The organism is Bradyrhizobium sp. 215_C5_N1_1 (assembly GCF_052075935.1).
Classification (GTDB): domain Bacteria; phylum Pseudomonadota; class Alphaproteobacteria; order Rhizobiales; family Xanthobacteraceae; genus Bradyrhizobium; species Bradyrhizobium barranii.
The window spans coordinates 4,315,395-4,340,456 of the sequence record NZ_CP197228.1 but is presented as its reverse complement, the minus strand read 5'-3'; the positions used below and the strand labels follow the sequence as shown (position 1 = coordinate 4,340,456).

Genomic DNA, 25,062 nt, shown 5'->3' with positions numbered 1-25,062 from the left:
CGGTCCTGTCCGATCGACAGCAACCGTCAGCCGGAGACGGCACCCGACAGGAGCGGCTCGATCTACGAGCCGTTCCCGTTCTCGCCATTGCCGCTCTCGGCCTCTTCCGTGATGTGCTCGACCGAGACGACGTGCTCGTCCTCGGCGGTGTCGAACACGATCACGCCCTGGGTCGAGCGACCGGCGACGCGGATGCCTTCGACCGGGCAGCGGATCAGCTGGCCCTTGTCGGTGACCAGCATGATCTGGTCGGCGTCTTCCACGGGGAAGGAGGCCACCAGATTGCCGTTGCGGTTGTTGACGCTCATGGCGACGATGCCTTTGCCGCCGCGGCCGGTGGTGCGGTACTCGTAGGACGAGGTCCGCTTGCCGTAGCCGTTGACGGAGACGGTGAGCACGACCTGCTCGGCCGCCGACATCTCGATATAGCGCTCCTGCGGAAGCTGGAAGCTGCCGGAGGTCTCCTCGGCCTCGGCATCCACTGCGGGCTCCTCGGTCGCGGCCTCGCCAGCGACGGCGCGGCGCATCTTCAGATAGGCCGAACGTTCGTCCGAGGTGGTCTCCATGTGGCGCAAGATGGCCAGCGAGATCACCTTGTCGCCTTCGGCAAGTGCAATGCCGCGCACGCCCATCGAAGTGCGGCCGGTAAACACGCGCACGTCGGGGACAGGGAAGCGGATGCACTGGCCGCCGGCGCCGGTCAGCAGCACGTCGTCGCGCTCGGTGCAGATCTGCACGTCCACGATCGCTTCATTCTCATCGAGCTTCATGGCGATGATGCCGGAGCGGCGGACGTCGACGAAGTCGGACAGCTTGTTGCGCCGGACGTTGCCGCCGGTGGTGGCGAACATCACGTCGAGGTTGCCCCAGGTCGATTCATCCTCCGGCAGCGGCATGATGGTGGTGATGCGCTCGCCCTGCTCCAGCGGCAGGATGTTGATGAGCGCCTTGCCGCGCGCGTTCGGCGCGGCCATCGGCAGGCGCCAGACCTTCTCCTTGTAGACCTGGCCGCGCGACGAGAAGAACAGCACCGGCGTGTGCGTCGACGCCACGAACAGGCGGCTGACGAAATCCTCGTCGCGGGTCTGCATGCCGGCGCGGCCCTTGCCGCCCCGGCGCTGCGCCCGGTAGGCCGACAGCGGCACGCGCTTGACGTAGCCGGCGTGGGAGACGGTGACGACCATGTCCTCGCGCTGGATCAGGTCCTCGTCCTCGACCTCGCCCTCCTGCTCGATGATCACGGTGCGGCGCGGGGTCGCGAACTCGGCCTTCACCTCGGCGAGCTCGGTCTTGATGATGCCCAGCACGCGCGCGCGCGAGCGCAGGATGTCGAGATAGTCGGCGATCTCGCCGGCGAGCTTGTCGAGCTCGTCGCGGATTTCGTCGCGGCCGAGTGCGGTGAGGCGCTGAAGGCGCAGGTCGAGAATGGCCCTCGCCTGTTCCATCGACAGCCGGATCGTGCCGTCCTCGCTGATGCGGTGGCGCGGATCGTCGATCAACGTGAGCATGTCCTCGACGTCTCGTGCCGGCCAGTCGCGCGACATCAGGGTGTCGCGGGCAGTGGTCGGGTCGGGCGAGGTCCGGATGACGCGGATCATCTCGTCGATATTGGCGACCGCGATCGCCAGACCGACCAGGATGTGGGCGCGATCGCGCGCCTTGGCGAGCAGGAACTTGGTGCGCCGCGTGACGACCCGTTCGCGGAAGTCGACGAAGATCGCCAGCAGGTCCTTCAGATGCATGATCCGCGGACGGCCGCTGTCGAGCGCCACCATGTTGACGCCGAAGCTCGTCTGCAGCGGCGTGAATCGGTACAGCTGATTCAGCACCACATCCGGCACGGCGTCGCGCTTCAATTCGATGACGACGCGGTAGCCGTCGCGGTCGGATTCATCGCGCAGGTCGCCGATGCCCTCGATCTTCTTTTCCTTGACCAGCTCGGCGATGCGCTCGACCATCGTCGCCTTGTTCACCTGGTAGGGAATCTCGGTGATGATGATCGCCTCGCGCTCCTTGCGGATGGTCTCGATCGCGACCTTGCCGCGCATGACGATGGAGCCGCGGCCGAGGTGGTAGGCGGCGCGGATGCCCGCGCGTCCGAGAATGACGCCGCCGGTCGGGAAATCCGGTCCCGGAACGATGTTGATGAGTTCCTCGATGGTGAGCGCAGGATTGTCGATCAGCGCGACGCAGGCGTCGATGACCTCGCCGAGATTGTGCGGCGGGATGTTGGTGGCCATGCCGACCGCGATGCCGCCCGCCCCGTTGACCAGGAGGTTCGGGAACTTGGCCGGCAGGACCGACGGCTCGGTTTCGTTGTTGTCGTAGTTCGGCTGGAAGTCGACGGTGTCCTTGTCGATGTCGGCCAGCAGAGCCAACGCCACCTTCGTCAGTCGCGCTTCGGTGTACCGATAGGCGGCCGGGGGATCGCCGTCGACCGAGCCGAAATTGCCCTGGCCGTCGATGAGCGGCACGCGCATCGAGAAGTCCTGCGCCATCCGGACCATGGCGTCGTAGATCGACTGGTCGCCATGCGGATGATATTTACCGATCACGTCACCGACCACGCGCGCCGACTTGACGTACTTCTTGTCGGGCGTGTGCCCCTGCTCGTTCATCGAGTAGAGGATGCGACGATGAACCGGCTTCAACCCGTCGCGCGCATCAGGCAGCGCACGCGCCACGATCACGCTCATCGCGTAATCGAGGTAGGACTTCTTCATCTCCTCGTAGATGGAAACGGGACGAATGTCCGAGGGTTGCGCCGGCTGGTCGCCGGGCTTGTTGTCGTCGTCAGCCAAGGGGAAATCCGGTGAGATTTTATCTGGGAATCATATAGCGCATCGCCCCCCTGATAACCACCCTTGCGAGGTCTGGGGAAGCGGTTTTTCCGACTGTTTTTCCAGAGACTTACGAGCTCAGCACGATCGCTTCGAACGGAGCTGGAATGAGCCATTGGGAACCACGTCTCAGGCCCCGAAAATCACCCGGTGCATGATGCGGCCGGGCACCAGCGTGAACAGGCCCGCCACGACCAGCGCCCCCGTGAACAGGAGGATCATGGCGCGGCGATGATCGGTGATGCGATGGGTATGCGCCCGCCACACCGCGAGCGGTAGCATCACCAGCGTGAAGATCGACAGGAGATGGATCGGGCTGAACGGCCCGACCAGGCGGATCTGGTGGATCCAGAACGACGAGGCCGCCACCACCGCCATCAGCGCCACCCAGATCCAGCCGATCGTCCGGTGCGGCAGCGTGCCCTTGGGGGCGGCAAACTGAACGAGGCCGAGCACGAAGGCGGCCATGGCGGCAAAGGCATGCAGCGGGATCGCCGGAGCAGCCTCAAGCAGTGGCGCAACGCTCATGCAGGGCTTCCTCTAATCGACGGCCGACCCATGTGAATAGGATTAACATCAAGTTAATACCATTCACATCACTCCTCGTCAAAGGCTTGAGGCAGCACATGAGGCAAGCCCGGAAAAACCGAGCTTTGCCCGCCAATTGGTAAGAAATCCTGTCGTTTCAAGCGAGCAAGGTGACATCAGGGGCGAAGCGCCCCCGCCCGCCTCAGAACGGGATATCGTCGTCCATGTCGCTGTTGCGGCCACCACCGCCACCGCCGGCGGCAACTGCGCGGCGCGGCGCGCTGCTGACGGGACCGGAGGAGCCGAAATCGCCGCCCGGCTCGTCGCCGAAGCTGCCGCCTCCACCGCCGCGGCCGTCGAGCATCGTCAGGGTCGAGTTGAAGCCCTGGAGCACGACCTCGGTGGAGTACTTCTCGGCGCCGCTCTGGTCGGTCCATTTGCGGGTCTGGAGCGCACCCTCGATGTAAACCTTCGCGCCCTTCTTCAGGTACTGCTCGGCGACCTTGCAGAGCCCTTCATTGAAGATCACGACGCGATGCCACTCGGTCTTTTCCTTGCGCTCGCCGCTGTTCTTGTCGCGCCAGGTCTCCGAGGTGGCGATGCTCAAATTCGCGATCGGCCGCCCGTCCTGGGTGCGGCGGATTTCGGGATCCTTGCCGAGATTTCCAACCAGAATGACCTTGTTGACGCTTCCCGCCATCGCCGCTCTCCACTCCGAATGCCACTGAATTTTAGAAGGCCCGGGACGCGCCCGCGTCCTCTGCAACCTGTTGACGCGACCCTATACGCTTGCGCGGACGGATCGGCCCGTCACCCCTCCACTTATCCCCATATATAGCACCCCTGGCGGGTTCGTTCCAGATTTGTTCTTATGACACCCCTCACCTTGTTGCGTTGGCAAGACGACACCGCGCTGCACAAAGACGGCCTGCGCCAAATGGAATTTCCCCGAATTCCTGAGGACGGCGAAACAGCTTAACATTCATCAAGTTAGAAGCAGTTCAGATGCCGCCCGACTGTTGCATTCCGGAGACGGACTCCGCCTCCCGCCTAAGCTACGCTTGCCGCGGAATTAGATTCTTATAGGCGTCGCGCCTGATCAGCCGCTTCGGGGACTTCGAAAAGCGGTCAGAAACTGGGGGGACTGCAATGAATAAGATTTTGATTGGTACTATTGGTGCAATCGCGTTGGGGCTGTCGGCTCCCGCAATCGCGGCAGATCTCGCTGCGCGTCCCTACACCAAGGCTCCGGCACCGATGATCGCGACCATCTACGACTGGAGCGGCTTCTACATCGGTATCAACGGCGGCGGCGGCACCAGCCACAAGTGCTGGGACGTCGATATCGGCGGTGGCGTTCTCGTAGGCGAAGGCTGCCACAACGCGACCGGCGGCACGGTCGGCGGCCAGGTCGGCTACCGCTGGCAGTCAGCCAACTGGGTGTTCGGCTTCGAAGGCCAGGGCAACTGGGCCGATTTCTCGGGTGACAACATCAGTGCGATCAGCGGCCTGCGCGATCGTTCGAAGATCAACGCCTTCGGCCTGATTACCGGTCAGGTCGGTTACGCATGGAACAACGTCCTGGTCTACGTGAAGGGCGGCGGCGCCGTCGTCAGCGATCGCTACCGCAGCTTCGACGTCGCCAGCGGCCTCGAGTTCGACCGGGCCAACGAGACCCGTTGGGGCGGCACCGTGGGTGCGGGCGTCGAGTTCGGATTCGCCCCGAACTGGACCGTGGGCTTCGAGTACGACCACATCTTCCTCGGCAACCGCACCATCGGCTTCACCGGATCCGGCAATTTCGCCCCGCTCGGCGTTGCCACACGCTCCGATCGCATCAGCCAGGACGTCGATATCGGCCTCGTCCGCGTGAACTATCGCTGGGGCGGTCCGATGATCGCAAGATACTGACATCCCTCTGAAATCGCTTGGAGATCAAAGGCCGGCCTCGCGCCGGCCTTTTTGCGTGGGCAACGGGAATTATAGGTCAGTCACCGTTACGTTTTGCGATTATTGTGGCTTTTGGGAGACGCAACTTGCGGCTTTGCTCGTGTAAGCACGACATCAGTTGGACCACGGCGTCCGATGTCCTTCCGAACGCACGGAAGGCAAAAACAGAAACCGGGACTGGGATTAGTTTGAAAATGAAGAAGGTTTTGTTGGCTTCGGCCTGTTTGTTCGCTCTCGCTGCTCCGGCTTCGGCCGCTGATCTCGCGGCGCGCCCCTACACCAAGGCTCCGGTGGCGGTGGCCTCGGTCTACAACTGGACCGGCTTCTACCTCGGTATCGTCGGCGGCGGCGCCTGGGAAAACGGTTCCGGCGACCCGAAGATGAAGGGTGGCTTCGTCGGCGGCACCGCCGGCTACAACTGGCAGACCGGCAACGTCGTGTTCGGCGTCGAGGCTGATGGTTCCTGGGCTGACGTCAGCGCTTCGGCGACCGGCGCCACTGTTGTTCCCGGATTCGGCGTTGTGACCGCAACGGCGAGCTCGAAGACCGATGCCATGGGCACCGTGCGCGGCCGTATCGGCTACGCCGTCAATCAGGTCCTGTTCTACGGCACCGGCGGCTACGCCTGGATCGACAACAAGATCACCCTCTCCGCTCTCGGCCTGACCGCGTCGGACAGCAAGTGGCACTCCGGCTGGACCGTCGGCGCGGGCGTCGAGGCGTTCTTCGCTCCGCAGTGGTCGGTCAAGGGCGAGTACCTCTATCGCAGCCTCGGCGGCGAGACCTACTTCTCGGGCGCCCTGCCCACCGGCACGCTCAACTTCCACACCGTGCAGGTCGGCGTGAACTATCACTTCGGGGGCCCGGTGGTCGCGAAGTACTGAGCTTCGCTTCCAACGCACCGCGTTACGAAAGGCCGGCCTTGCGCCGGCCTTTTTGTTTTCGCGCGTCCAGATCCAGGCCAACCGATTCCCAACGTTTTCGGGGAAAGCTGTGGTATCCCGGCGACACAACCTTCGGCTTTAATGGTGTAGAGCAATGACATCGGTTGGGTCATTGGGTCGGCCGTTTTTGGTCGACAAAGAGAAACGAAACTGGGGAATTGAAATGAAGAAGGTTTTGCTGGCCTCGGCCAGTCTGTTCGCACTCAGCGCGTTGGCTCCCGCCTCGGCGGCCGATTTGGCGGCCCGCCCCTACACCAAGGCGCCCATTGCTGTGGCCTCGATCTACAACTGGAGCGGGTTCTACCTCGGCATCAACGGCGGCGGCGCTTCGAGCCGCAACTGCTGGGATGTCAACAATATCTTCGGCGTTGCGGGTCCGGACACGGCTGAAGGCTGTCACAATGCGACAGGCGGCGTCGTCGGTGGCCAGGTCGGTTATCGCTGGCAGTCGGCCAGCTGGGTGTTCGGCCTTGAAGCCCAGGGCGACTGGGCCAATCTGAAGGGCTCGAATACGAGCGTGGCGCTTGCTCCGCTGGTCAACGAGACCAAGATCGACGCGATCGGCCTGTTCACCGGCCAGGTCGGCTATGCCTGGAACAATGTGCTCTGGTACGTGAAGGGTGGCGCGGCGGTCACGCATGCCAAGTACAACGGCACGGTCGTCGGCGTGGTCCTCGACAGCGCAAGCGAGACGCGCTGGGGCGGCGCGGTCGGCACCGGCCTCGAATTCGGCTTCGCGCCGAACTGGTCCGTTGCGATCGAATACGACCATCTGTTCATGGGCAAGCGCAACAACTCGTTCACGATTCTCGGCATCAACGACCGCATCGACCGTATCAAGCAGGACGTCGATATGGGCACGGTCCGCGTGAACTACACCTTCGGCGGCCCGGTTGTGGCGAAGTACTGACCTTCGCCATCAACGCCATCGCGTTACGAAAGGCCGGCTTTGCGCCGGCCTTTTTGTTTTCGCGCGTACGGCGCGAGCGCTTGCGGACAAGTTCCATTTTTCGGCGCGCTGTGACCCTCCGGTGACAGACTGTCGCACCTCAAAGGTTGTATCGAAGATCGCAACAACTTTGGCCTTGGGGGGTCCGTCTTGAACAAGTTTATGCTTGCCGCCGCCGGCATAGTCGCGATGACCACTTCCGTTTCGGCGGCCGATCTGGCGGCGAGGCCCTACACCAAAGCTCCTGCCCCGATGATCGGCGCGGTCTACGATTGGAGCGGCTTCTACATCGGCGCCAACGGTGGTGGCGGCTGGAGCCATAATTGCTGGGACATCGTCACCAACATCCTCGGTGCGCCGATCACTCCCCCCGCATCGGAGGGCTGCCACACCGCGACCGGCGGCGTGGCCGGCGGCCAGGCCGGCTTTCGCTGGCAAAGCGCGTCGTGGGTGTTCGGCGTGGAAGGCCAGGGCGACTGGGCTCACCTTAGCGGCTCCAATGGACCGAGCTTGGCTGCCGGCGGCGTCGGCTCAGACCGCTCGAAGATCAACGCCTTCGGCCTCGTGACCGGCCAGGTCGGCTACGCCTGGAGCAATGTGCTGTTCTACGCGAAGGGTGGTGCGATGGTTGTGAGCGACAAATACGAGGGCTTCACCACCGCCACCGGCTTCGTGTTCGACAGGGCGAATGAAACGCGCTGGGGCGGAGCGGTTGGTGCTGGCCTCGATTTCGGCGTAACGCCCAACATCGTGGTCGGCGTCGATTATGTGCACGGCTTCATGGGATCGCGCGACAACCGCTTTACGTTCAACAACGGCACGTTCTCGCGCGCCGATCGGATCCGCCAGGACGTTGACATTGCAACGGCCCGCGTCAGTTACAGGTTCGGCGGCCCCCTCATCGCCAGATACTGATCTTCGTCTCCAACGCCATCGCGTTACGAAAGGCCGGCCTTGTGCCGGCCTTTTTGTTTTCGCGCGAGGGTGCACCCAACCGTCTTGGAGTCGTGAGGCGCGCGCAATGCGTCCGCGAATGGCTTTGGCGAGTTGGGGACGTGACATGAAGACGTGGATGCTGGCTGCGGTCAGCCTGTTCGCACTCGGCGCGGTCGCGCCGGCTACCGCCGCCGATCTCCCACTCTACAAGGCGCCGGCGGCCGCCGTTCCCGTCTATGACTGGAGCGGCATCTATGCCGGCATCAACGGCGGCGGCGGCTTGGCCCATGCATGCTGGGGCGTGACCCGCGCGCTCGGCATCGCTGTCGATCCGGCCGTTGGCGAAGGCTGTCACAATGCGGACGGTGGCACGGTCGGCGGACAACTCGGCTATCGCTGGCAGAAATCGCGCTGGGTGTTCGGCATCGAGGGCCAGGGCAACTGGGCCGACTTCAAGGGCAGCAATGTCAGCGTGGCGCTGCCGCTGTTCACCAACCAGACCAAGATCGACAGCTTCGGCCTGTTCACTGGCCAGATGGGCTACGCCGTCAACAACCTGCTCTTCTATGGCAAGGCTGGCGCCGCGGTGGCGCACGACAAGTACGACACCTTCGTCCCCGGCGTCCCGGCCGCGGTGTTCAACAGTGTCAACCAGACCCGCTGGGGCTACGCGATCGGCATCGGCGTGGAATGGGGTTTTGTGGAGAACTGGTCGGTCGGCGGCGAGTACAACCATGTCTTCCTCGGCCATCACAGCGCCGACTTCGCAACTCTCGTCGGCGGCTTCGCCCCGCGCACCGACAGGATCGGCCAGGATATCGACATGGGCCTGATCCGCATCAATTACCGCTGGGGCGGCCCGGTCGTCGCCAAATACTGAGACAAAGCTTCCCTCAGGAACCTCCAAGTCCTGATCACGTGCGGATTGCCCCAAATCCGCATTCAAACGCGAACGAAGGGCTGGCCTCGCGCCGGCCCTTCGCATGTTCCGGGCGCCCCGCTCCTGCCAGATGCCGCCAGCGCGCCAACAATCCGTTGACGATTCGCACACGCCACTGGAAATCCGTCCCCGTTCTTCCTACGTTCGCTGCCATACCCATCGGCGCCGATCCCGGTTCCGGGCGACGCGCGCCTTTTTTGTTGGCGCGATCGCGCACCTTTGGGATTCGTTGAGGGCAACTCGGATGGATGAAGTGATCAAGGCGAAGCGCCAACAGCAGAACGCGGGATCCAGCCTGCGCGCAATTACGATCCGTGGCGCGCGCGAGCACAACCTCAAGAATGTCGACGTCGAGATTCCCCGCGACAAGCTGGTGGTGTTCACGGGGCTGTCAGGCTCCGGCAAATCCTCGCTCGCCTTCGACACCATCTATGCCGAGGGCCAGCGCCGCTACGTCGAATCGCTGTCGGCCTATGCGCGTCAGTTCCTGGAGATGATGCAGAAGCCTGATGTCGACCAGATCGACGGCCTGTCGCCGGCGATCTCGATCGAGCAGAAGACGACCTCGAAGAACCCGCGCTCGACCGTCGGCACCGTCACCGAGATCTACGACTACATGCGCCTGCTCTGGGCGCGCGTCGGCGTGCCCTATTCGCCCGCCACGGGCCTGCCGATCGAGAGCCAGACCGTCTCGCAGATGGTCGACCGCGTGCTGGCGCTGCCCGAAGGCACCCGCCTCTATCTGCTCGCCCCCGTCGTGCGCGGCCGCAAGGGCGAGTACCGCAAGGAGCTCGCCGAATGGCTCAAGAAGGGCTTTCAGCGCGTCAAGATCGACGGCACCTTCCATGAGCTCGCGGAGGCGCCGACGCTCGACAAGAAATTTCCGCACGACATCGACGTCGTGGTCGACCGCATCGTGGTGCGCGCCGACATCGGCCAGCGTCTCGCCGAGAGCTTCGAGACCGCGCTTAAGCTCGCCGAGGGCCTTGCCGTCGTCGAATTCGCCGACGCGCCCGCCGCCGCTGCGCCTGCCGAAGAGAAAAAGAAGACCGCAAAGATCCACGACAAGAGCGGGCCCGAGCGCATCCTGTTCTCGGAAAAATTCGCTTGCCCCGTCTCCGGCTTCACGATTCCGGAGATCGAGCCGCGCCTGTTCTCGTTCAACAATCCCTACGGCGCCTGCCCGGCCTGCGGCGGCCTCGGCGTCGAGCAGCATGTCGACGAAGACCTCGTCATCCCCGACAAGGAGCTCGCCATCGGCAAGGGCGCGATCGCGCCCTGGGCCAAGTCGTCGTCGCCCTACTACGTGCAGACGCTGACCGCGCTCGGCAAGCACTACAAGTTCACGCTGACCACCAAATGGAAGGATCTGCCGAAGAAGACGCAGAACGCGATCCTCCTTGGCTCGGGCGAGGACGAAATCAAGTTCTCCTACGAGGACGGCGTCCGCTCCTACGACACAAAGAAGCCGTTCGAGGGCGTCATCACCAACATCAACCGCCGCTATCGCGAGACCGAGAGCGAGTGGGCGCGCGAGGAGCTCGCAAAATATTTTCACGACGTCCCCTGCGAGGGCTGCAAGGGTTTCCGGCTGAAGCCCGAGGCGCTCTGCGTCAAGATCGGCGGCAAGCACATCGGCGAGATCTCGGAGCTGTCGGTCAGGAAGGCCGGCGAATGGTTCGAGACCGTGCCCGAGGCGCTGAACACGCAGCAGAACGAGATCGCAGGCCGCATCCTCAAGGAGATCCGCGAGCGTCTCACCTTCCTGCTCGATGTCGGCCTCAACTACCTCACCCTGTCCCGCTCCTCCGGCACGCTGTCCGGCGGCGAGAGCCAGCGCATCCGCCTCGCCTCGCAGATCGGCTCGGGGCTGACGGGCGTGCTCTACGTGCTGGACGAGCCCTCGATCGGCCTGCACCAGCGCGACAACGCACGCCTGCTCGATACCCTCAAGCGCCTGCGCGACCTCGGCAACACCGTGATTGTGGTCGAGCATGACGAGGACGCGATCCTGCTCGCCGACTACGTCCTCGACATCGGCCCCGGCGCCGGCATGCATGGCGGCAACATCGTCGCCGAAGGCACGCCCGCCGAGATCATGCGCAACCCGAAATCGCTCACCGGCAAATATCTCACCGGTGAGCTCGAGGTCGAGGTGCCGGAGCGGCGCCCGCCGAACCATCGTCGCACCATCAAGGTGGTCAACGCGCGCGGCAACAATCTCAAGAACGTCACGGCCGAAATTCCGCTCGGCCTGTTCACGGCCGTCACCGGCGTCTCCGGCGGCGGCAAGTCGACGCTGCTGATCGACACGCTCTACAAGGCCATCGCCCGCAAGCTGAACAACGCCAGCGAAGGCGCCGCGCCCCACGATCGCATCGAGGGCCTCGAGCACATCGACAAGATCATCGACATCGACCAGTCGCCGATCGGCCGCACGCCACGTTCGAATCCCGCGACCTATACCGGCGCCTTCACGCCGATCCGCGAATGGTTCGCCGGCCTGCCCGAAGCGAAGGCGCGCGGCTACGAGCCCGGCCGCTTCTCCTTCAACGTCAAGGGCGGCCGCTGCGAGGCCTGCCAGGGCGACGGCGTCATCAAGATCGAGATGCACTTCCTGCCCGACGTCTACGTCACCTGCGACGTCTGCAAGGGCAAGCGTTACAACCGCGAGACGCTGGAGGTCCTGTTCAAGGGCAAGAGCATCGCCGACGTGCTCGACATGACCGTCGAGGAAGCCGCCGACTTCTTCAAGGCGGTGCCGCGCGTGCGCGAGACCTTCCAGACCCTGCACCGCGTCGGGCTCGATTACATCCATGTCGGCCAGCAGGCGACGACCCTGTCGGGCGGCGAAGCCCAGCGCGTCAAGCTCGCGAAGGAGCTGTCGAAGCGCGCCACCGGCCGCACGCTCTACATCCTGGACGAGCCGACCACCGGCCTGCACTTCCACGACGTCAAGAAGCTGCTTGAGGTGCTGCACGAGCTCGTCGCACAGGGCAACACGGTCGTCGTCATCGAGCACAATCTCGAAGTCATCAAGACGGCCGACTGGGTCATCGACCTCGGCCCCGAAGGCGGCGACGGCGGCGGCGAGATCGTCGCCTGGGGCCCGCCGGAGGACATCGCGAAAGCGCCGCGGAGCTACACGGGGAAGTTTCTGGAGCCGGTGCTGAAGAAGGCACGGAAGCCGAAGCGGAGGAGCACGAGCGAGGCGGCGGAGTAGAGTTCATTCCGCCTCGTCCGCGGGATCATCGGGGAAAGGCTGCAAGTGTCCGCGATGCCCAGCCGCACCTACATGCTCTTCCGCAAGGCAATCCTCGCCGAGCAGCAGGTAACCTGCATCTACGAGGGGCGTTATCGCGAGCTCTGCCCCCACATCATCGGCACCAACAAGATGGGTGAGGAAGCCGTCCTCGCCTGGCAATTTGGCGGCGAGAGCAGCGGACCGCTGCCGCAATGGCGATGCCTGAAGCTCGCCAATATCACCAACGCCCGCACGCGCGATGGCCCCTGGCACGAGGGCGGCTCTCACCGGACTACTCAGACCTGCGTCAGCAACATCGATCTCGACATCAATGTTCACGTGCGCAGGTTGCGGTGACGCACATGCGTCCCACGGCTGACGGGCTTGCCGGCCATGATCGCAGGGTTGATTTCAATGCGCTCGTGTCGCATGGGTGTCCTCGAATTCTTCTAAATAATAGCCGCCACGTCTCGTTTGTCAGCGAACTCCAAAACCTCCTCCATGCACTACTCCCTCGCCATCTTCGATCTCGACGGCACACTGGCCGACAGCTTTCCGTGGTTCCTGCGCACCATCAACGATGTCGCCGATCGCTTCAATTTTCGCCGCGTCGCGGATGACGAAATCGAAGCGCTGCGACATGCCTCGTCGCGCGAGATCCTCGCCCGGCTCGAGGTGCCGCTGTGGAAGCTGCCGGCGATCGCGCGGCATGCGCGGCGGCTGAAGGCGGAGGCGGCGGCGGAGATTCCCCTATTCGCCGGCGTCGAGACGATGCTGCAGACGCTGGCCGGGAACGGCGTGCAGCTCGCGCTGGTGACGTCGGATAGCGAAGCCAATGCGCGCGAGAAGCTTGGCGAGTCCGCCGCCCTGTTCGCGCATTTCGACTGCGCGGCGTCGCTGTTCGGCAAGCCCGCGAAATTCCGCCGCGTGATCCGGCGCGCGGGCGTGGAGCCAGGCCGCGTGATCGCGATCGGCGACGAGGTCCGCGACATCGAGGCGGCGCGCGCGATAGGGATTGCCTGCGGCGCGGTGAGTTGGGGCTACGCCGCGCCGGCGGCGCTGCGGGCGCTTGCGCCCGATCACATGTTCGCGCAGATGGATGAGATCGCAGACGTGGTCTGCCGGATTTCGCTCAAGGCCTGATCCGCAATCGGCCCCCCCCGGCCCAAGGAGACGGTGATGACACTCTCGGACGCAGCCCGCCTCAAACTCCTGGAGCCGCCGGTCGGCAAGGTGCGCGTGGTGCTCGACACCGACACCTACAACGAGATCGACGATCAGTTCGCGCTGGTGCAGATGCTGCTGTCGAAGGACCGGTTCGACGTCGAGGCGATCTACGCCGCGCCGTTCTTCAACACACGCGCCGACAGTCCCGGCCACGGCATGGAGCTGAGCTACCAGGAAATCCTTCGCCTGCTGGAGCGCCTCAACGTCGCGCCGGACGGCCTCGTCCATCGCGGCGTCACCGACTATGTCGGTCCCGGTAAGACGGCGCAGGCGGCCCCCGCCGTCAACGACCTCGTGGCCCGGGCGCGCGCAGGCTCCCCTGACAATCCGCTCTACGTCATTGCCATCGGCGCCATCAGCAATGTCGCCTCGGCACTGCTCGAGGCCCCCGACATCATCGACCGCGTGGTGGTGGTCTGGCTTGGCGGTCACGCGCTGGAATGGCCGCACACGATCGAGTTCAACCTCAAGCAGGACGTCGGCGGCGCGCAGGTGCTGTTCGACAGCGGCGTGCCGCTCGTGCTCGTGCCATGCAAGGGCGTCACCTCGCACCTTCACAGCACGGTGCCGGAGATCGAGCGCTACGTCGAACCGCATGGCAGCATCGGCGCATTCCTCGCCATGCGCTTCAAGGACTATTCGTCCGACCATCTGGGCTGGGCCAAGGAGATCTGGGACATGGCGCCGGTCGGCTGGCTTCTCAATCCCGATTGGGCGCCGAGCGTGATCGTGCCGGCTCCGGTTCTCACGGATCAGATCACGTGGAGCATCGATCGCCGGCGGCATCCGATCCGCTACGTGACCTATGTGGATCGCAACCCGATCCTGAAGGACTTTTTCCTGAAGTTGAAGGCGTTTGCCGGATCTAAGAGTGGTTTAGCGCCGTAGCCCGGATGGAGCGAAGCGCAATCCGGGAAAGTGTCCCCGCATTCCGCTTCGCTCCATGCAGGCTACAGATGCTCCGCGCCCCCTACTCCGTCCTACGCAGGAACGCCCCGAACGCGCGCGGGCCGTCGCCGGTCTTGACCTCGCCGATCACCTTCAGCTCGGTGGCATCGATGATGCTCAATGTGTTGCTCTCCCAGCAGGCGACGATGACGCGCTTGCCGTCGGCGGTCACATTGATGCCTTCGGGATAGTCGCCGACATTGATCCGCTTGACCGGCTTCAGCGTCGCCAGGTCGAACACGCTGACGGTGCCGCCATATTGGTCGGTGACGAAGCCGCGCCCTTGCGTCAGCGCCACCGCATAAGGACGCATCCCGACCGGCACGCGGCCGATCTCTTGGCTCGCGGCGATGTCGATCACCGAGACGTCGTTGGAGCCGACATTGGCGGTGTAGGCGCGTTTTCCCTCGGCATCGATGGTGACGCCGAACGGACGGGTCCCGACCTTGATGGTCGCCCTGCGCTCACGCGTCGCGGTATCGACCACCGAGACGCTGTCGTCGTCGCGGTCCGCCGAGAGCAGCAGCCTGCCATCAGGCGTCACCGCGAGGCCGGACGGGGATGCGCCGACCGCGATGCTGGCCGTGATACTGCGCGAGGCCGTATCGATCACCCGCACTGCCGCCGCATACCAGTCCGCGACGTAGACCGTCTTGCCATCGGGCGTCACGGCAATGCCGAGCGGCCCGCCGCCGACCTCGATCCGCCCCGAGACCTGCCGCGTTGCGGCGTCGACCACGGTCACCGCCTTGGCGTCGGGGCTCGTGACATAGGCAAAGCGCCCATCCGCGCTGACGGCCACGCCGGCCGGCTTGCCGCCGATCGGGATGGTCGCGACGCTGCGCGATGTCGCGAGGTCCACGACCATCAGATCGTCGCTGAGCTGGTTGGTGACGAACGCCTCTTCGGCGGACGCGCTGCCAATACTGGCAGCGCAAAGGCTGGCGGCGAGCGCCGCCAGGATCCGCGCCCGCACGGTCAGCTTCCGCTCTCGATCTTCTTCTTCAGCGCTTCGAGGCCGGCCTGATAGAGCCCCTTCACCGCCTTCACCGCGGCCTCGTCGCTGAGCTCCGGCGGCGGATCGTTGTTGGGGAAGCCGCGGTAGAACGCGCCCGCCCATTCCAGCGTCGCGCCCTTGCCGTCGGCGCTCGGCGTCACCGTCAGCGTCGAGGAATAATTGGTGACCGGCAGCACCTTCACGTCCACCTTGGTGATCCGGTAGGAATAGGTCATCGCGGCAGCGTCGAACTTGTAGAGTTCCTCATCGACGGTGGCGCCTCCCGTCAGGGTCAGCCGCCGCGTCGCTTCGATCTCATTGCCCTTCTCGCCCTCGGTCTTGGTGACAGGCGGCAGCCAGCTCATGTCCTGGAAATTGCCGATCGCGGCCCACACCTTGGCCGGCGGCGCGTTGATCTCGATGGATTCGCGCACCTTCTGCCGGGTCGGCCCATGTGCCCAAGCCGGGCCAAACGCCGCCGTCAAAGCCACCGCGCCCGCGGCAGTCAGCACCGCGCCCATGACCATGCGCCGTCCAATCGTCACCCTCATCTCGTTTCCTCATGCGTCTCGTGGATCGTGCGCGACTTGAGGCGCGCTGCGATCATGGTAGCGCATTTTGCGGCCGTGGGGAGACCTGTTCATGGCGGCGTTGCGGCGCGCGCTCGCGCGTCCCACAACCCCTTGCGCCGCCCGTCGGGCAAAACACCCAATGGGCGGGTCAACCGCACCACGCAGAAATAATTCTCTTTATCCGCATTTCGGATTATCATATAGAAAGCCATCCCACCCCGGGCCGAGGGGCGTTATCGCGATCGTCACGACACGCGGGGTGGGACGTGGTGGACGCAGGCGGCGTCGGCGCGAAGGTGGTTTGCAGGGCGGGCAACCGTGAGCGAACGCCGCGCGCACACGACCGGTGCAGCCTGTGTACGGTAAAACCGTGCCGTCCTGGCGCCCGGAGCCTGTGCGCCAAGTCTTGCGGTGATGTGGCGGCCCGACCGGGCCCGCACATCAGTCATCCGCAAGGCGACGGGGGCAATAGTGCATCGCTCCCCGGGGGAGAGCTCGGCATAAGCCGTAAAACCACTGCGCAGGGAAGGCCGGATGTTTGGCTTCACCTGTATGCCACTGTGCAAACTTCGTAGCGCAATTTCCGCACAGTGGACCGCGGGTGCCAGCCGGCACCCGGCCTTCCCCGCGCCCTCGGCACTTTTGGGGGCGATGAATACAGCAGAGCTCGGGCAGATCTTGCCGCGAGGATGCGAATCCGTCCGTGCGATTTGAATTCGAATGCAAAGATAGAAGCTGCTCGCGTGCCCCGGACGCAGCGCAGCGCTTCCCTGGCGATGCGCAGCATCGTCCAGTGCGGCGGTGCGCTGCAGAGCCGGGGCCCATGCATCAGCGAGCGTGTGACTGCGTGAGTCCCTGCTCTGCGCCGCACCGCTACGCGCTGCAGCGCGTCCGGGACACGAGAAGAGCGAGTGCCGTGGGAGCGCGCCCTCGCCTACTCCGCCAGTGTCGCCTCCACGAACCCGCGCGGATCGTCACAGAACTCGCGCATCACCCGGTAATGATCGGTTTGCTCCACCGTCGTCGGCTCCAGGCCGTATTTGCCCAACCGCAACAGTCTCGCGTTTGGATAGGCCATCAGCAGAGGCGCATGGGTTGCCATGATGACCTGGCAGATGCGGGACTCGTCCATGCGTCGCAAGAGCTTCAGGAATTCGATCTGACGCGCCGGCGACAGCGCCGATTCCGGCTCGTCGAAGATGAAGATGCCCTGGCGCTGGCAGCGCTCCTCGAAGAAGCGCAGAAAACCTTCGCCATGGGAATGCGACAGGAAGTCGGGGCCGGCCTGGCCGGCATCACGTGCGGCCTCGTCGAGATATCGCGCGACCGAGAAAAAACTCTCGGCGCGAAAAAAACAGCCGTTGGCGATCTTCGGCAGCCAGCTTGCGCGCAAGGCCCTGGAAAGCTGGCCGCCCATCTTCTCCCGCGCTTCGGAATGGTCGACGGGCATGTAGCCCTTGCCTCCACCCGCATCGTCGTAGCCGGCAAGCGCTGCGATACCCTCGAGGATCGTCGACTTCCCGGTGCCATTCTCTCCGACGATGATCGTGATGGCGGCGTCGAAGTTGAGCTCGAAATCATCCGGGAAGATGGGCAGGCAAAACGGATATGCCTCGCGATCGTGAACTCGCGACGGATCGAGCCAGACCCGCTTCAGATACGGCGCCGGCAGGTTGATGGTGCGATTGCTTCGTCGGCTCATGCTCTGCTTCCAACCCACTCCGGTCGATATTTCGACTGGAACATATCAGGAACACAATCCTCGCGAAAGCAGCACCTGAGAAACATAAAGCAACAAAACCCGGCATGCGTCACTTGGACGCAAATTAAAACCTAAGATTGCAGCGAAGAATCGCCTTAAGAAAACGTTGCTGCGAGACAGCTTGCTGGCATGAGGCCAGCCCCCACCCCGCGACCCGGCAATGATTGACGGAAGTCCAGGACCGTAGAGCCGCGAGGAATGCGCGATGGTATCAACGTATTTCAGCTACAACTACATTGCGCACCATCTCAAGCAGTCCCTGACGCGGGTTGAACAGCAACCCGATGTCGCGCGAGAATCCGCCTATTACAAAGCCAACATCGGCAAGGTGCGGACCGTCGATGATCTTATGAAAGATTATCGCCTGTATCATTATGCGATGAAGGCATATGGCCTGGAAGACATGGCCTACGCCAAGGCTTTCATGAAGAAGGTGCTTGAGAGCGACCTCTCCGACCCAAAGAGCTTCGTCAACAAGTTGGTAGACAAGCGCTACCGGGAGTTTGCCGCGGCATTCTCCTTCAATGGCAGTGCCACGCCAGTTGCGCAATCGGGAGACCAGACCGACGAGATGATCGGTCTGTACACGACGACCAAGAAGAGCCAGGTCGATGCGCTTGCCGCAGACTCGAATTACTACAGCGCTGAAATCGGCAAGATCAGCAGTGCAGACCAACTCCTGAACAACGACCGTCTTCGCAACTATGTCTACTCGGCATACGGGATCGATCAAAGCAAGTGGCCGGGTGACACGATAAGTCAGGTCTTGCGCAGCGATCCGTCCGATCCAAATAGCTACGTCAACACCACCTTCGCTTCTCAGTTGACCGGCCTCAACGCCCAGCTTGCTCAAGCCAAATCGGACGCCAGCGCCGCTGATCTAAAGATAACCGGTTACAAGGCCCAACTATCGCAACCGGGCGCCGACGTGACCCAGTTGAACATCCAGATCCTGGTCGAAAAAAGTCACCTGGAGTCATATACGAAAAGCATTTCCAGCCTCAGTGACCAGATAGCGACGATTGGCGGGTTTGTAGACCTGGCCGGCGCGTTCGAGTTCTCGCCCGACGGGTCGCTTCCGTCAGGCGTGTCCGCCCAGACTGCCGCAAATGTCGCGATCACGAAAAAGCGGTTCGACGACAGCAAGGCCGCCGTCTATTCGGCGGCAAGCCCGATATACGAAGCTTTGGCGATCAAGCAATTCAGAACGGACCTCAGCAAGATCAATTCAGTCCAGGCGTTCGTATCGACACCTGGCGTGTATGATTTTGCGCTGGGCGCCGTCGGCCTCGATCCCGGAATGGTCTCGAAGGCGACGATCAAGGCAGTCCTCGAAAGCGACGTCAACGACCCCAAGAGCTACGTCTATACCCTCAAGGACAATCGGTACGTAGAGCTCGCACGCGCCTTCAACTTCGACGCAAAAGGCAATCTGACGACCCCCTTGGTGGCTCAAGACTCGGCTCAGGTCCTCCAGATCGCGAGAGAATACGTCGTTGCCGCGCTGAAACAGGCAAGCCCTCAGCAGGAGAAGGCAATTCGGGCACTAGCCACGAAAGATGCGACGGCTTATCAAGAGGCAATCGCAGGCATCGACAGCGTTTCCGAGCTTCTCGCAAACAGGCCGATGGTCGATTTCATTCTCTTGGCCAAGGGTTTGGACCCTAAGAAGGTCAGCACCGAATTTCTCAAGAAGATCTTCAGCTCCGACCTGAACAACCCAAAGAGCTTCGCGAACACGCAGAGCGATCCTCGCTTTGCCGAAATCGTTGCGTCGTTCAACTTCGACAGCAAGGGCAACGTCGCGCGCCTCCCGATGATGGGTCCTCAGAAGAGAGATCAATTCCGGGAAACACAGGCGAACTATCTCCAGCAAAGCCTGGAGCAGCAGCAGGGGGATACGAATCCCGGCGTACGCCTTGCGCTCTATTTCCAGCGAAAGGCGGGAGAAATCACGTCCGCATACGACATCCTTGCCGACAAGGCTCTTTCAGAGGTGTTCAGAACCACCTTCGATTTGCCTGACTCGATGGCCTCGATGCAGATCGATCAGCAAGCCAAGGTCGTGGACAAATTCATGAAGATCAAGGATCTTTCCGATCCGGCGAAGGTTGAAAAACTGTTGAGCCGGTTCTCCGCCATGTATGACGTCAGAAACGGCGAGAGCATCGGCCAGGGTCAATCTCCCTTGCTCAACCTCTTTCAAGGATCGAGCTCGGGCATATCAGGGATAAGTGAATCCACGTTCTTGGCCATCGCCAAGCTACGTGCTCACTGATGATCGCTCGCCGATACTAGCCCAACACCTCGAGCGCCAGCTCCATGGTCATCAGCACGGGATTGTCCCCACGGATCAGACGGCCCTCAGCGATGCCGCCAGTGTAGTCGATCAGGGCAATGTCGAGCGCCGCCTCCGGTGCACCCGAACTGCCCTGTACAATCGTCCCCGCTGTCACAGCGAGCTCGGTCGCGAACGGTTCGGTCACGCCGCCATGGGTGAAGCGCGCGCCGATGGTCGAGCCGACGCCGCCGTGAATCTTCGCGCGTGCGATGCCATGCGCGCGGCAGAACGCTTCGAGGCAGCCGGCAAAATCCTGGTTGGGCCGCAGCCGAAGTGAGAAGGCGCGGCTCGTGGTGCGCGCGCCGGTGCTCACACCAGGCACCGGCCCGAACAGCTTGAAATTGGTCTCGGGATCGGGCTCCGCGGTGAACATCGCGCCGTCGATGCCGAACGCTTCGACCTCGAACGGCTCGGCGACAACCGTCTCGTCCGGGAGCATGTGGCCGCCGCTTGCCTTGCCGTCCGCCTCCGTCCAGAGCCCGTGGCAATGAAAGAACGGGGCGCCATCGCGCATACCGAGCGTCATGCTGCCGAGTTTCGTGCGCATCACGCCGCTGGGGCGAAAAGTGTCACTGTAGAACGCTGCGTTCTCACCTGTCTTCGACAGCGCCGGCATCACATATGCGAATGGTCCGAGCGCAGCGCTGCCAAAATTCAGCACGCCACTGGCAAACCCCTCCGCCGCAAAACCACGCCGCGCGGCTTCGAGCAGCGGCAGACCCGCTTCGAGCCTGAACGAGAACGCGCGCCCCCTCGCCTCGACCCATTGGATGCGTTCGGCGACAGGCGCGCCCGGCTGCTTGATACTTCGCATCGCGTATGCTCAGCCCGCCTGCTTGTTGTCGAGATCGAGCAGCCCGCGCGCCTCGAGCTCATCGCGCACCATGCGCTTCGGGATCTTGCCATAGCCGGACTTCGGCAATGCATCCCAGAAGAAGAACCGCTTCGGCATCTTGTAGCGCGGCACCTTCTGCAGGAGGAACGCCGCCATCTCGGCTTCGCTCACCGGCGTCTCGCCTTCGCGCGCGACGCAGACGGCGACGCCGACCTCGCCCCAGGTCGCGTCGGGCACGCCGAGCACGGCGACCTCGCCGACCGCGGGATGCGTCAATATCTTCTCCTCGATCTCGCGCGGATAGATATTGGAGCCACCGGAGATGTACATGTCCGAGGCGCGTCCCGTGATGTAGACAAACCCCTCCTCGTCCATGTGTCCGAGGTCGCCGGTGCGGAACCAGCCGTTGCGGAACGCCTTCGCATTGGCCTCGGGGTTGTCGTAGTAGCCGGCGAGCACGGCAGGCCCGATCACGCAGATCTCGCCGCTCTGGTTGGCGGCCAGCTCGCAGCCCTCGTCGTCCTGGATCGAGACCTGCATGGCCGTGCGCTCGAAGCCGCAGGTGCCGATCTTCGCATAGGGCCCGTCCTCGGGATCATGCAGCGCCGCCGGCAGCACGGTGATGTTGCCGGTGACCTCGCCGAGGCCAAAATACTGCACGATGACCTTGCCGAGCTTCTTCAGCGCGGCCTTCTGGTCCTCGCGGTACATCGGCGCGCCGGCATAGATCACGTGACGCAGCGAGGAATGATCGTATTTGTCGGCGGCCGGATGCTCGACCATCATCTTCAGGATCGTCGGCACCGTGAAGAGATTGCTGACCCGATGCGCCGCGATCAGGCGGAACGCCTCGTCGATGTCGAATTTCTCCGTCGGCAGCAGCACGGTGCACACACCGCGGGCGGTCTGCACCAGCTGATGGACGCCGGCGCCATGCGACAGCGGCGCCACCACCAGCGACGCATCCGCTTCCGTGACGCCGGGGGTGAGATCGGCGAGATGGTTGGTGACGACAAAACCCATCTGGCCGTGGGTCAGCACCGCGGCCTTGGAGCGGCCGGTGGTGCCGGAGGTGAAGAAGAACCAGCAGGGATCGTCGTGCTCGACGGCGACGTTCGCAACACTTGCACCGGCCTGCGAGGCGATGGCTTCCGCCACCGAGCGCTCGCCGAACGAGCCCTTGCCGTCGACGCTCCAGGTGAACTCGAGCGCACCGCCCTTCACGGCTGCAGCGTGCTCGGGAAAATCGACGTGGCACAGGAATGCCTTCGCGCCGGAGGCCTGCGCGAGATAGGTGACCTCATCCGGCATCAGGCGGAAATTGGTAGGCACCCAGACCGCACCGAGCCGGAACGCGGCGAACATCGAGAAGAACATCTCGTCGCCGTTCTTGGAATGGACGAGGATGCGGTCGCCCTTGGCAATGCCGCGCGCGGCGAGTGCGGCGGCCAGCGCCGAGACCTGCGCATCGATCTCGCGCCAGGTCCAGGATTTGTCCCCCCATACGAAACCGGGACGCGCCCCATGCCGCCGCGCATTCTGGGTCAGCATGTGAGCGAGATTCATGACGCGGCGGGACATGCGCAGGGGCTGCATCGGGCTTCCTCTTCGACGGCGGACGGCGCACGAGCCGCCCGCTCCTTGCAGCCCATTTATCGCCATCGAATGCGGTGTAGCAAGGCCGCCGGTCGCGCATCTGCCCTACGGCTGCTTGAACGCAAAGGGCGTCGCCGTGATGGCCTTCTCCTTCCAGCAGGCCTGCGCACCGAAACCACCGCAATAGCTACCGTGCAGATCGAAGCGAATGGTGCGCGCCGCGCCACGCTTCATCGCCGGCGGCAAAATCTTGTAGCCGCGGACAGAGCCGTCGAACACGGGGCGCACGCTGCCGTCGGGCAAAGTCACCAGGACGTTCATGACGCAGCCGCCGGTTCCGCAATAGGTGGTCTCGCGCTCCCCGCATTTGGTGTCGCGGAAATCGACGATGTAGTCCTCACGGCCGTCGCCGGTCAGATCGATCTTGCGCACGGTGTCCGGCGCGAAGGTCACCAGGCCACCATCCTGGCTGTCGCATTCCTCATTGGCGTAGCGCAGCGCCTGCTGCACGGCGGGCGGATAATCGGAGGGATTGAACGGTTTTGCATCGTCGGCGCGCGCAGCGGTGGCGAGCAGTATGAGCAGGAGGATCAGATAGCGCATTCGCGTTTGTCGCCGGCGCAGCCGCGACCGTTCAGGGAATTTTAAACATGATCGGCGCAACCTCAGCCAGTTCTCGCGTACAGAGTGCCGCATCATGGTCAAAGCGCCCGCCTTCCTCCTGTTGTCGCTGGTGCTCGCCGGATGTGCCGTGGCGCCTCAGGCGCACCTCTCCGCCGACCCCGCCTTCAAGCCCGCGCGCTATGCCTGGGATGGCGCCGGCGAGGATCCCAACCAGCCACGTTCCGGGGCTCCGCGTGCCACGCGCGCCGACGCCGGCTCCGAGCGCAACAGGTCGCAAGCCGGACTTCAGCCCTATTCGAAGGAATGGTGGCAGGCCCAGGACGGCATCGAGGCCGAGCAGGACGCCAGGGTCACCCGCTCCCTCGTCATCTGCCAGGGTTGCCTCCGCCCGCAGCCGCAATCTGAAGATTCCAGGCTCGCCAAAGCGACCGATTGAACCGAGCGGCCGCGCCATCGGTCTACAGAGATACGCGCTGACGCCGGCCGCTCCGGCCCTGCGATCGCACGTCATTATCTCAGGGACATTTCATGCTCACCCGTCGGACCTTCGTCGCCGCCTCTCTGCTTGCCTCCGCCGCTCCGGCATTCGCCGTGATGCCTGCCTCCAGCGACCCCGTCGCGATCCTGACCGCCATCTACACGCGCGCAGCCAAGGGCAAAGGCGATGGCGGCGGCGCCTTCGTCATCGAGAACAAGGCGGCCAAAACAAAATATCTCTCCAGGGCGCTGGTCGCGCTGTGGGCCAAGGCGGATGCGCATACGCCGAAGGGCGACGTTGGTCCGGTCGATTTCGATCCTGTCACCAACTCGCAGGAACCGGACGTGAAATCCTTCAAGGTTGACGCGGAGAAGGTGGAGGCCGACAAGGCGACGATCGCGGTGACCATCACCGGCCACCGCAACGACCGCAAACCCGCCGACCAGATCGTGCGCTATGACTTCGTGCGCGAGGCGAACAGCTGGCGGATCGACGACATCAAGGGCTCGTCCGACGGCGAGGCCTTGTCGATCCGCAAGATGCTGACGGACTCGTTGAAGACCTGACGGGAGACACCATGAGCGACGTCATCGATAACAAGGCCGATCATCGCTTCGAGCTGGAGGTGGAGGGCCATCTCGCGACCGAACACTACAAGCTCGACGGCAACGTCATCACCTTCGAGCATACCGGCGTGCCGAAGGAGCTCGGTGGCAAGGGCGTCGGCTCGAAGCTGGTGCAAGCCGCGCTCGACCAGGTCCGCGCGGCCGGCTTGAAACTGATCCCGCAATGTCCGTTCGTGAAGGCGTGGATCGAGAAACATCCGGAGTATGCGGATTTGGTGAAGAGTTAAGCGAGCGCAGGCCCGCCGAGCGCACGGCAGGCCTGCTCAAATCTACCGCCTATTGCCCATGCTTCAGCATATCCTGGTCACTCAGACCCCAGTCCTGCCACAGCTGGAGCACGCCGAGGATCACCGCCACCGCTCCGAGACTCGTATGGTAGATCCGGAGAAAGCCTTCGCCGGAATAACCGAACACATAGGGCGAGACGATAAGCCACAGCCCGACCAGGATCGTCGCCACCTCCTGCCAGCGCTGCAACGCGACATATTCGAGCTGGCTCAGGCCGAATACGACGAGGCCGATTGCGACCGTGTTCAGGATCATCGTCTGGCGTTCGACGATCGGCGAGTGATCCTGGATGGGGAACCACGGCGATGCGACAATCAGCGCGCCGAGCAGCATCCCGCACCAATCTTCCCATGTTCGATGAGTCTTGATGAAACTAAAGTCCGACATCGTACCCTCCTCCAAAAGAGGCATACGTCAGCGGCTGGCGATCATGACAC

23 protein-coding genes are annotated in these 25,062 nt (G+C 63.6%); 13 read left to right on the top strand and 10 right to left on the bottom strand.

Annotated features, from left to right (window positions below):
* Positions 1-62: 62 nt before the first annotated feature.
* From gyrA to AB7G19_RS20870, 3 genes are all read right to left on the bottom strand, one after another.
* Positions 63-2,801: a DNA gyrase subunit A gene (gyrA, locus tag AB7G19_RS20880; RefSeq protein WP_283016574.1), complete on the bottom strand. Its 2,739-nt coding sequence runs from the start codon at positions 2,799-2,801 to the stop codon at positions 63-65.
* 168 nt (positions 2,802-2,969) lie between these two features.
* On the bottom strand, positions 2,970-3,368 hold the full coding sequence (locus AB7G19_RS20875; protein WP_354097581.1) for a DUF2306 domain-containing protein: 399 nt from the start codon (positions 3,366-3,368) through the stop codon (positions 2,970-2,972).
* Positions 3,369-3,570: 202 nt separating this feature from the next.
* Positions 3,571-4,068, bottom strand: coding sequence for a single-stranded DNA-binding protein (locus tag AB7G19_RS20870; RefSeq protein ID WP_283016576.1), 498 nt, complete (start codon positions 4,066-4,068; stop codon positions 3,571-3,573).
* A gap of 449 nt (positions 4,069-4,517) precedes the next feature.
* Here AB7G19_RS20870 and AB7G19_RS20865 point away from each other — a divergent pair, with 449 nt between their 5' ends.
* From AB7G19_RS20865 to AB7G19_RS20825, 9 genes are all read left to right on the top strand, one after another.
* Positions 4,518-5,279 carry an outer membrane protein gene (locus tag AB7G19_RS20865; protein WP_354099707.1) on the top strand — a complete coding sequence of 254 codons (762 nt, stop codon included), beginning with the start codon at positions 4,518-4,520 and terminating at the stop codon, positions 5,277-5,279.
* 233 nt (positions 5,280-5,512) lie between these two features.
* A complete protein-coding gene (locus AB7G19_RS20860; protein ID WP_085404689.1) occupies positions 5,513-6,202 on the top strand; it encodes an outer membrane protein in 690 nt (229 codons plus the stop codon).
* 223 nt (positions 6,203-6,425) lie between these two features.
* Complete coding sequence (locus AB7G19_RS20855) at positions 6,426-7,172, top strand: outer membrane protein (RefSeq protein WP_208086988.1); 747 nt, start codon at positions 6,426-6,428, stop codon at positions 7,170-7,172.
* A gap of 228 nt (positions 7,173-7,400) precedes the next feature.
* On the top strand, positions 7,401-8,126 hold the full coding sequence (locus tag AB7G19_RS20850; RefSeq protein ID WP_441268046.1) for an outer membrane protein: 726 nt from the start codon (positions 7,401-7,403) through the stop codon (positions 8,124-8,126).
* A 145-nt stretch (positions 8,127-8,271) separates the two neighbouring features.
* Positions 8,272-9,027, top strand: a complete 756-nt coding sequence (locus AB7G19_RS20845; RefSeq protein ID WP_441268045.1) for an outer membrane protein — start codon at positions 8,272-8,274, stop codon at positions 9,025-9,027.
* Between the two features lie 304 nt (positions 9,028-9,331).
* Positions 9,332-12,310, top strand: coding sequence for an excinuclease ABC subunit UvrA (gene uvrA, locus AB7G19_RS20840; RefSeq protein WP_354097584.1), 2,979 nt, complete (start codon positions 9,332-9,334; stop codon positions 12,308-12,310).
* Positions 12,311-12,355: 45 nt separating this feature from the next.
* The gene (locus AB7G19_RS20835) at positions 12,356-12,688 is read left to right on the top strand and encodes a hypothetical protein (RefSeq protein ID WP_135213712.1); all 333 of its coding nucleotides are present in this window, start codon (positions 12,356-12,358) and stop codon (positions 12,686-12,688) included.
* Positions 12,689-12,832: 144 nt separating this feature from the next.
* On the top strand, positions 12,833-13,474 hold the full coding sequence (locus tag AB7G19_RS20830; RefSeq protein ID WP_354097585.1) for an HAD-IA family hydrolase: 642 nt from the start codon (positions 12,833-12,835) through the stop codon (positions 13,472-13,474).
* Positions 13,475-13,510: 36 nt separating this feature from the next.
* Positions 13,511-14,446, top strand: a complete 936-nt coding sequence (locus tag AB7G19_RS20825; RefSeq protein WP_354097586.1) for a nucleoside hydrolase — start codon at positions 13,511-13,513, stop codon at positions 14,444-14,446.
* An 82-nt stretch (positions 14,447-14,528) separates the two neighbouring features.
* Here AB7G19_RS20825 and AB7G19_RS20820 read toward each other — a convergent pair whose 3' ends face one another.
* The 3 genes from AB7G19_RS20820 to AB7G19_RS20810 all read right to left on the bottom strand — a co-directional run bounded on the left by AB7G19_RS20820 (position 14,529) and on the right by AB7G19_RS20810 (position 17,777).
* Positions 14,529-15,482, bottom strand: coding sequence for a YVTN family beta-propeller repeat protein (locus tag AB7G19_RS20820; protein ID WP_135213715.1), 954 nt, complete (start codon positions 15,480-15,482; stop codon positions 14,529-14,531).
* A 2-nt stretch (positions 15,483-15,484) separates the two neighbouring features.
* Positions 15,485-16,054 (bottom strand): SRPBCC family protein, encoded by a 570-nt coding sequence (locus tag AB7G19_RS20815; protein WP_063983150.1) that lies wholly within the window; start codon positions 16,052-16,054, stop codon positions 15,485-15,487.
* A 955-nt stretch (positions 16,055-17,009) separates the two neighbouring features.
* On the bottom strand, positions 17,010-17,777 hold the full coding sequence (locus tag AB7G19_RS20810; RefSeq protein ID WP_354097587.1) for an AAA family ATPase: 768 nt from the start codon (positions 17,775-17,777) through the stop codon (positions 17,010-17,012).
* A 265-nt stretch (positions 17,778-18,042) separates the two neighbouring features.
* Here AB7G19_RS20810 and AB7G19_RS20805 point away from each other — a divergent pair, with 265 nt between their 5' ends.
* Positions 18,043-20,115 (top strand): DUF1217 domain-containing protein, encoded by a 2,073-nt coding sequence (locus AB7G19_RS20805; protein WP_354097588.1) that lies wholly within the window; start codon positions 18,043-18,045, stop codon positions 20,113-20,115.
* A 16-nt stretch (positions 20,116-20,131) separates the two neighbouring features.
* Here AB7G19_RS20805 and AB7G19_RS20800 read toward each other — a convergent pair whose 3' ends face one another.
* From AB7G19_RS20800 to AB7G19_RS20790, 3 genes are all read right to left on the bottom strand, one after another.
* A complete protein-coding gene (locus tag AB7G19_RS20800) occupies positions 20,132-20,992 on the bottom strand; it encodes a PCC domain-containing protein (RefSeq protein ID WP_354097589.1) in 861 nt (286 codons plus the stop codon).
* A 9-nt stretch (positions 20,993-21,001) separates the two neighbouring features.
* On the bottom strand, positions 21,002-22,609 hold the full coding sequence (locus AB7G19_RS20795) for an acyl-CoA synthetase (protein WP_441268044.1): 1,608 nt from the start codon (positions 22,607-22,609) through the stop codon (positions 21,002-21,004).
* Between the two features lie 105 nt (positions 22,610-22,714).
* Positions 22,715-23,212 carry a hypothetical protein gene (locus tag AB7G19_RS20790; protein WP_354097591.1) on the bottom strand — a complete coding sequence of 166 codons (498 nt, stop codon included), beginning with the start codon at positions 23,210-23,212 and terminating at the stop codon, positions 22,715-22,717.
* Between the two features lie 94 nt (positions 23,213-23,306).
* Between AB7G19_RS20790 and AB7G19_RS20785 the strand changes: the two genes are divergently transcribed.
* The 3 genes from AB7G19_RS20785 to AB7G19_RS20775 all read left to right on the top strand — a co-directional run bounded on the left by AB7G19_RS20785 (position 23,307) and on the right by AB7G19_RS20775 (position 24,564).
* Positions 23,307-23,669: a hypothetical protein gene (locus AB7G19_RS20785; RefSeq protein WP_354097592.1), complete on the top strand. Its 363-nt coding sequence runs from the start codon at positions 23,307-23,309 to the stop codon at positions 23,667-23,669.
* A 92-nt stretch (positions 23,670-23,761) separates the two neighbouring features.
* The gene (locus tag AB7G19_RS20780; protein ID WP_441268043.1) at positions 23,762-24,277 is read left to right on the top strand and encodes a DUF3828 domain-containing protein; all 516 of its coding nucleotides are present in this window, start codon (positions 23,762-23,764) and stop codon (positions 24,275-24,277) included.
* A gap of 11 nt (positions 24,278-24,288) precedes the next feature.
* Positions 24,289-24,564, top strand: a complete 276-nt coding sequence (locus AB7G19_RS20775) for a GNAT family N-acetyltransferase (RefSeq protein WP_354097594.1) — start codon at positions 24,289-24,291, stop codon at positions 24,562-24,564.
* A gap of 49 nt (positions 24,565-24,613) precedes the next feature.
* On the opposite strand, the gene AB7G19_RS20770 is transcribed toward AB7G19_RS20775, so the two are convergent.
* Positions 24,614-25,012 (bottom strand): SPW repeat protein, encoded by a 399-nt coding sequence (locus AB7G19_RS20770; RefSeq protein WP_166341913.1) that lies wholly within the window; start codon positions 25,010-25,012, stop codon positions 24,614-24,616.
* Positions 25,013-25,062: the final 50 nt, after the last annotated feature.